We start from the raw sequence: 7,410 nt of genomic DNA on the forward strand, positions 1-7,410 counted from the left end.
GCCGCGGAAGTGTCGCCCGATGCCGTGCGTGTGCTCATCCATGACGTGCCCAAGGCGAATTGGGGGATAGCAGGTCACTCCGCCCAATCGCTCGGCCGCTGATCTCGCGCCATACTCCGGATCTCGCATGCAGCCGAGCGGACAAGCATAAGTCCGCCGCGCCGGTAGAGAGGAGGAGAAGCCATGTCGCATAGCAGCAGCCTTGGCGCGTCTTTGACGACCAAGCTCATGCCGCCGACACAGCGAAGCCTGCTGGTCGAGCGGCCTCAGTTGATCGCCCGCATCGAACGTGGCCTGGAGCAGAAGCTCCTGCTGGTCTGCGCGCCTGCGGGTTACGGCAAGACCAGCGTACTGGTGCGGGCACACTCGCAACTCAAGGCCGCTGGACGTAGCGTCGGCTGGATCAGCCTCGACGAGAGCGACAAGGATCTGAGCCGCTTCATCTCGTACCTGGTCGATGCCGTGCGCCGTACCGGTATCCGCTTCGGCCAGGGGCTCGCGATCCTGCTCAGCGGCGGCGCCAGCCTGCCGTCGGACACGCTCAAGACGCTGCTGCTGAACGAGCTGTCGACCTTGGATCAGGACTTGTTCCTGATCCTCGATGACTACCATCTGATCGCCGATGAGGATATCCGGGATCTGGTCAATGCCATCCTGCTGTCGCCGATCCCCCACATACATTTCCTGATCGCGACGCGCACCCACAACGAGCTGCCGGTCAGCCGCTTGCGGGTGCTCGGACAGCTGCATGAAGTCGCCGTTGCCGATCTGATGTTCTCGGAACTGGAGGTCGGTGAATTCGTCGCCAAGGTCAGCGGCGTGCAGCTCAGCGAGGCCCAGGTCACCCGCCTGTGCGAAGGCACCGAGGGCTGGGTTGCCAGTCTGCAGATGGTCGGCATCGCGCTCAGTGACAGCAGCGACATCGATCACTTTCTCGATCGCTTCTCGGGCGAGCATCGGAGCATCGGTGATTTTCTGGGCGAAGAAGTGCTGCGCCGCCAGCCCGAGGAACTTCAGGATTTCCTGCTCGCGACCTCGATCCTGAACCGATTCAACTGCAGCCTCAGCAATGCCGTGCTGGAGCGCGAAAACGGACGGGCGATGATCGACGAGATCGAGCGCCGCAACCTGTTCGTCTTCTCGCTGGATGCCGAGCATCACTGGTATCGCTATCACCACCTGTTTTCCGATTTCCTGCGTCGTCGCCTCAAGGATCGCCACCCGGATCGCGCCGCGGAATATCACCGGCAGGCGTCGCGGTGGCTTGCCGAGCACCGCTTCATGATCGAAGCGATCGGGCACGCCTTCAATGCCGGCGATATCGCCCGCGCCGGTGAGCTGCTCGACAGGGCCAGTGGCGATCTGTTCGCGGCGGGCCAGACTGCGACCTTGCTGTCGCTGTCGTCGCGCCTGCCGGGTGAATTGCTGCATCGCTTGCCGCGCTTGCAGCTGGAATGCGCCTGGCACAGCGAGCTGTCCTGGAAGTTCACCGATGCCAAGCTCGCGCTGGAACACGTGCGGACGGCGCTCGACGAACGGCTGGAGCACGGCGAAGCAGGCGGCTGTCCGGAAATGGTCTTTCTAGAGGCGAAGCTGGCGCACCGGCAGATGATGCTGGCCCTGCTGTCGGATGATTCGCCCACCACGCTGCGATTGGCGCAGGCCTGGTTGAAGGACGGCAAGACCCGCGATCCCTTCATGTGTGCGTCGACGGGCTCCGCGATCATGGCGGCGAATCGCGAGATGTTTCATTGCGAGGGCGTCACCACGTCGAGCCGGATGTTGCACGAGCGCTTCGTTGAAGGCGGTGCGTCGTACGGCGTCGTCTTCCACCAGTCCATCGCCGGGGCGACATTCATGGCCCGCGGTGATCTGACGCATGCCCAGGAGGCGTACGAACGGGCCCTGCAGGTGGCGGTGGAACTGCATGGCGAGCACTCGACGCTGTACAACATGCCCGCGCTGATGTTCGCCGAGTTGTACTACGAGCGAGACCAGCTGCATCAAGCCGAGGAGATTCTCGCGCAGCGCGATATCGCGTCCGAGCTGGGCTTCGTCGATAACCTGATTGCCGGCTTCGTCACCTCGGGGCGACTGCTGATGCTGCGAGGGCGCCGTGTCGAGGCCGAAACGCTGCTCGAGGACGGCGCCTGGCTGGCCGCGCAATACGGCTTCGAACGTATGCAGGCCGCCATCCTCAATGAGCGTGTGCGCGCGCTGCTGCTGGGCAACGGCGTGAAGGAAGCACAGGCCCTGGTTCGGGCCAGTGGCTTCAAGGACGGTGCGGATGCCGCACCCGCGGAAGGATCAACGACCCGGGAAGAGCTGCTGGCGCTGGTCGCGGCGCGCTTGCTGCTGGCTGCCGGCAATGCCCGGGAGGCGGCGGCTCAACTCAGGCTCTGGTACCTGTTCACCAAAGGCCGGCACTGCCATCGCTCGGCCTTGCGCTGCGGCGTGCTGCTGGCGAAAGCGCTGTCTGCTGCTGGCGATCGCCGCGCGGCGTTGAGAGTCATGGTCGAGTGTCTGCAGATGGGAGAAAGCGGCTGCTTCATCCGCTCGCTGATCGATGAAGGCGCGGACATCGTCGACCTGCTGATGGAGATCGAGCGGACCAGCCTGCCCGAGGGCGGCCCTTGCTCTCGGGACTATCTGCGCATGGTGCTGGCGGCGGCGGGCGTGCTCGATCGTCTTCCTGCCGAACGTTCTTCGCCGGAGAACGGTGCCACGGATCACGCCTCGCTGAGTCAGCGGGAAATCCAGATCCTGGACCTCGGTGCCAAGGGCTACCAGAACCTCGATATCGCGGAATCCCTCTGCCTCGCGGAAAGCACGGTGAAATGGTACTGGCAGCGAATCTTCGACAAGCTCGACGTGCGCCGAAGGCCGGATGCCATCAAGCGGGCGCGGCAGCATCACTGGATCAGCTGAGTGCAGCGCGCGCAGGCTCAGCTTCTGGACGCAGCCTGGCGCAGCATCACCTCGCGAAAAGCCAGCGGCTGGAAACCGTAGCGCTGCTTGAACTGCCGGCTGAACGCAGCGGCGCTCGAGAAGCCGAAATTCAGGGCGATATCGATCACTTTGCGGCTCTGCTGGCGCGGGTCTCCAAGGGCTTCCTTGCAGCATTCCAGACGGATGTTCCGGATCGCTTCGGTCGGCGTCAGGTTCTGTCGTTCGAACAGGTAGTACAGGGAGCGACGGGACATTCGCAGCGCGGCGGCGAGGGAATCCGAGTTCAGCGCATGGTCGCCGATCCGCTTGATGATCAGGTCCAGCGCCCGGTCCAGGGGGCTGCGCTCCGGTGGCTGGCTGGCCGCGGCCTCGATGTTCTGCCGTTGCCGGAGCGACAGCGGAAGATCGGTGACTGCCCTGTGCCGCTCGATCCCGAGCCAGGCATCGAATAGCGCTTCATCGATCCGGAAGTGCCGCGACCACTGCAGCGCGACGGTTCGTGCCCGGCTGAGCGCCGAGCGAAACGCGATGTTCTCCTGGCACGAAGCCAGCATCAGCGACCGCAGCCGTGCGTAGGCCTCGGCGTCCCACAGGTCCTGCGGATCGTGCAAGCCGACGAACCATCGGTAGAGCGGCTTGTGCTGCAGTTGTTCGGCGAGTTGCCTGTCGCAGCGGAAGGAGTAAAGGGCCTGCAGCAACAGCGCCCGAATGATCTGCTCGTCGGCAAGCGGGGGCTCGGCATCCCTGGTCGCGGCAGAGCCATCGGCTACGTCCAGCGAATGGCGGACGATCTGGTCGATGACGTGGAGCGGGTGGCACTCGAGGCCACCTGCTTGCCTGGGTGAGGGATCGACGAAGACGGACCGGGTGCCGATGCCCGAAAACTCGACATCCATGACGGAGTCGCCGCTCGACTCCGAATAATCAGACCGTTCCATGCCGTCTCCTCTCTGATCGCGGTCGTGCCGGATCTCGCGTTGTCGGATGCGGCTCAGGCCGCTTTTTCTGTGGAGCGATCGTCCGGCCTGATGCGATGGCTGTCACCGGCCGCGAAGACGGGTGATCCCGCCCCGTGTTGCTCGCGAATCCTGCCGTCGCGGTCCCGGTTGGTCGTCGCCGTACTTACTTCCAACCTTCTCGGAGGGTGATCTGTCTCTGCGCGAGTCCTAGATTGCCGACACAGGCAACTCGGTGGAGCGAGTTCGGCTTGAGCGACCGATAGCGAGCGGCCGCTTTACGTCCATAAACAGAGAGGAGATCGACATGTTTCTGAAGAATGCCTGGTACTGCGGCGGCTGGGACTACGAAGTTCACCAGGGCCGCGATGCCATCGTTTCAAGAATGATCGCCGGCGAGCGCGTGGTGCTGTACCGCAAGCCTGATGGCGGTGTGGTGGCACTCGAGGACCGCTGCCCGCACAGGCAGGCGGCGCTGTCTCTGGGCCGCAAGGAAGGCAATTCCCTGCGCTGTCTGTACCACGGCATGAAGTTCAATAGCGAAGGCGTCTGCGAGGAAATTCCCGGCCAGACGACCATCCCGGAGCGTGCCTGCGTGCGCGCCTATCCGGTGGTCGAGAAGGACAACTGGATCTGGGTCTGGATGGGCGAACCCGCCAAGGCCGATCCCAAGCTGATCTGCTTCTCGGTCGGGCCGAGCGATCCCAACTGGCATATCAAGACCTCGCAGATGCGCGTGGAGACCAACTATCGCTGGGAGATCGAGAATCTTGCCGATCTCAGCCACCTGACCTGGGTGCACCCCAACACGGTCGGCGGCGATCGTGCCTACGGCGATATCAAGCCGATCCACACCATCACGCCACGCGGCATCAACACGCTGTTCTGGGTTCGCTCGGTTGCGCCCACCGGATCGGTGAAGCACATCTTCCCGGAGGACATGAAGCTCGACATCTGCTTCGACATCCAGCACACCGTGCCTTGCAACTGGATCATGCGCTTCCGCGCCTTCAGCGCCGGCACCAACACCGAAGGCGAATCCAATGGCCAGCTGCTCGTCGATACCTGGACTTGCCAGGCGGTCACGCCTCGGGATGAGGATTCGGTCGATTACTACTATTCCTGGGGAGCCAGCAAGGAAACCGAGATCAAGGGGCTGAGCGATCTGCTCGGCGGCGCGCTCGACGAAGCCTTCACCGAAGACAGGATCATGCTCGAAGCCCAGCACATCCGCCGCAAGGAAAAGCCGAATCTGAAGATGATCAACATCTCTCACGATGCCGGCCCGGGAAAGATGCTCTGGGTGCTGGACAAGCTGATTCGTGAAGAAGGACAGGCTCAGCCAGTCGCCGAACCCGCCTGACCATCGGCGTCAGCACGCCCGGTCGAGCCTTGTCGTCGGGTTGCCAGGATTTCCATAAGTGACCAACATTCTGCAACTCGAAGTATCAAGCATCCGCAGCGAAGCCAAGGACGTTCTTGTGCTGGAGCTGCGCGCTCGATCAGGCGTGCCCTTGCCGGCTTTCAGTGCCGGATCTCACCTCGAAGTGAATCTCGGCAACGGCCTGATCCGGCATTACTCGCTTTGCAACGATCCGGCCGAACGGGATCGTTACTGCATCGGCGTCGGGCTTGCACCCAGCAGTCGAGGAGGGTCCCGCCGCATCCATGATCTGGTGCGTCGGGGCGACCTGCTTTCCGTCAGCCAGCCGAGAAACAACTTTCCCCTCGTTGCGGATGCAGAGCAGTACTGCTTCGTGGCGGGAGGCATCGGCATCACGCCGATCCTGTCGATGATCCGATGGTGTGTGGCGGCCGGGAAACGATGGCAGCTGTTCTACTGTGTGCGTTCACGCCAGCGGGCCGCGTTCTACGAAGACATCAAGGCGCTGGGCAACACGGCTGCCGTTCACTTCCACGTCGACGAGGAACGGGCCGGTCAGTTCTTCGATGCGGAATCAGCGCTCCGCACCGTGCCGGCAACGGCCCACGTCTACTGCTGTGGTCCCGCGCCATTGATGCGGGCGGTGCAGGGAGCCGGCCGTGATCGGCCCAGTGATCATGTTCACTTCGAGTGGTTCTCCGCCGAGCCGAAGACGCAGGAGGACCTGCAGGCGTTCGATGTTGTCGTTCGAAGCTCGAAGCAACGCTTCCGGGTCGGCGCCGATCAGAGCATTCTCGGCGTCCTCGAAGACAACGGCATCCTCCTTCCGAGCGCCTGTCGAGAAGGTCTCTGCGGCACTTGTCAGGTGACAGTCCTGTCCGGAATTCCCGACCACCGTGACACCGTGCTGTCGGCAGAACAACGGGCATCGAACCAGACCATGCTGGTCTGTGTTTCGAGAGCCCAATCGGAAGTGCTGGAACTGGATCTGTAGCGGCCGCAGGGTATCGCGCCAGCGATCAAGCATCCTCAGCCAAAGCTCGCCCGACACTCGCTTCTGCCACCGTCAGCGCCGTCATGTTGACGATGCGGCGCACCGTCGTGCTTGGCGTCAGGATGTGTACCGGGCGTGCACAGCCGAGCAGGATCGGGCCGACGGCGACGTTGTTGCCGGCGGCGGTCTTGAGCAGGTTGTAGGCGATGTTGGCGGCGTCGATGTTCGGCATCACCAGCAGGTTCGCCGGGCCTTCGAGCGTGGTCTCCGGAAGGATGCGTTTGCGCAGCGCTTCGTCGAGCGCGCAGTCGCCATGCATCTCGCCATCCACTTCCAGATCCGGTGCCTGTTCGCGCAGCAGCGCCAAGGTCTTGCGCATCTTCAGTGACGACGCGGTGTCGTAGCTGCCGAAGTTGCTGTGCGACAGCAGCGCCACCTTCGGCACGATGCCGAAGCGGCACACCGAGGCGGCGGCGAGCTGGGTGATCTCGGCGAGCTGTTCGGCAGTCGGATCGGCGTTGATGTGGGTGTCGACGATGAACAGCTGGCGGTCGGGCAGGATCAGCGCGTTCATCGCTGCATAGACCGAGGTGCCTTCGGCATTGCCGATGGTGCGGTCGATGAACTGCAGGTGCCGCGCGGTGCTGCTGATGGTGCCGCAGATCATCCCGTCCGCTTCGCCCTTGCGCATCAGCATGCCGGCAATCAAGGTGCTGCGCCGGCGCATTTCCAGCTTGGCGTACTGCGCGGTGACGCCGTGGCGCGCCATCAGCGCGTGGTATTCGGTCCAGTACTGGTGGTAGCGATCGTCGTGCTGCGGATTGACGATGGTGATGTGGACGCCGGCCTTGAGCCGCAGCCCGAAGCGCTGGATCCGTTCCGCGATGACTTCCGGACGGCCGACCAGGATCGGCTGCGCGAGCTTTTCATCGACGATGATCTGCGCCGCTCTCAGCACCCGCTCTTCCTCGCCTTCGGCGAACACCACGCGGCCAGTGGTGGCGGAGGCCTTGCGCGCCGCCGTGAACACCGGCTTCATGAAGGTGCCGCTCTGGTAGACGAACTGCTGCAGCTTCTGCCGGTAGGCCTCGAAGTCCTCGATCGGCCGGCGCGCCACGCCGGAGTCC

Annotated in this window: 6 protein-coding genes; 4 read left to right on the forward strand and 2 right to left on the reverse strand. The window is 63.6% G+C overall.

Annotation, left to right across the window (positions count from 1 at the left end):
- The first annotated feature begins 9 nt into the window (after positions 1–9).
- Both QZY06_RS06710 and QZY06_RS06715 read left to right on the forward strand, forming a co-directional pair.
- Positions 10–102: a tautomerase family protein gene (locus tag QZY06_RS06710; protein ID WP_295681948.1), complete on the forward strand. Its 93-nt coding sequence runs from the start codon at positions 10–12 to the stop codon at positions 100–102.
- Positions 103–183: 81 nt separating this feature from the next.
- Entirely contained in the window at positions 184–2,928 is a 2,745-nt protein-coding gene (locus tag QZY06_RS06715) for a LuxR C-terminal-related transcriptional regulator (RefSeq protein ID WP_295681935.1), read from the forward strand.
- 17 nt (positions 2,929–2,945) lie between these two features.
- Here the strand turns inward: QZY06_RS06715 and QZY06_RS06720 are convergent, their stop codons facing one another.
- Complete coding sequence (locus QZY06_RS06720) at positions 2,946–3,887, reverse strand: helix-turn-helix domain-containing protein (protein WP_295681937.1); 942 nt, start codon at positions 3,885–3,887, stop codon at positions 2,946–2,948.
- A gap of 325 nt (positions 3,888–4,212) precedes the next feature.
- On the opposite strand from QZY06_RS06720, the gene QZY06_RS06725 reads away from it, so the two are divergent.
- Together QZY06_RS06725 and QZY06_RS06730 are read left to right on the forward strand one after the other, a co-directional pair.
- Entirely contained in the window at positions 4,213–5,268 is a 1,056-nt protein-coding gene (locus QZY06_RS06725; protein ID WP_295681941.1) for an aromatic ring-hydroxylating dioxygenase subunit alpha, read from the forward strand.
- Between the two features lie 58 nt (positions 5,269–5,326).
- Positions 5,327–6,283, forward strand: a complete 957-nt coding sequence (locus tag QZY06_RS06730) for a PDR/VanB family oxidoreductase (RefSeq protein WP_295681944.1) — start codon at positions 5,327–5,329, stop codon at positions 6,281–6,283.
- Positions 6,284–6,308: 25 nt separating this feature from the next.
- Here QZY06_RS06730 and QZY06_RS06735 read toward each other — a convergent pair.
- Positions 6,309–7,410: phosphate acyltransferase (locus QZY06_RS06735; protein WP_295681946.1), on the reverse strand; the 1,102-nt coding region annotated here is incomplete at its 5' end.

It is taken from the genome of uncultured Nevskia sp. (assembly GCF_903885465.1).
GTDB lineage: Bacteria > Pseudomonadota > Gammaproteobacteria > Nevskiales > Nevskiaceae > Nevskia.

Coding starts and splice junctions, on each gene's coding strand:
- QZY06_RS06725 (WP_295681941.1), top strand. CDS start 4,213: ATGTTTCTGAAGAATGCCTGGTACTGCGGCGGCTGGGACTACGAAGTT.
- QZY06_RS06720 (WP_295681937.1), bottom strand. CDS start 3,887: ATGGAACGGTCTGATTATTCGGAGTCGAGCGGCGACTCCGTCATGGAT.
- QZY06_RS06715 (WP_295681935.1), top strand. CDS start 184: ATGTCGCATAGCAGCAGCCTTGGCGCGTCTTTGACGACCAAGCTCATG.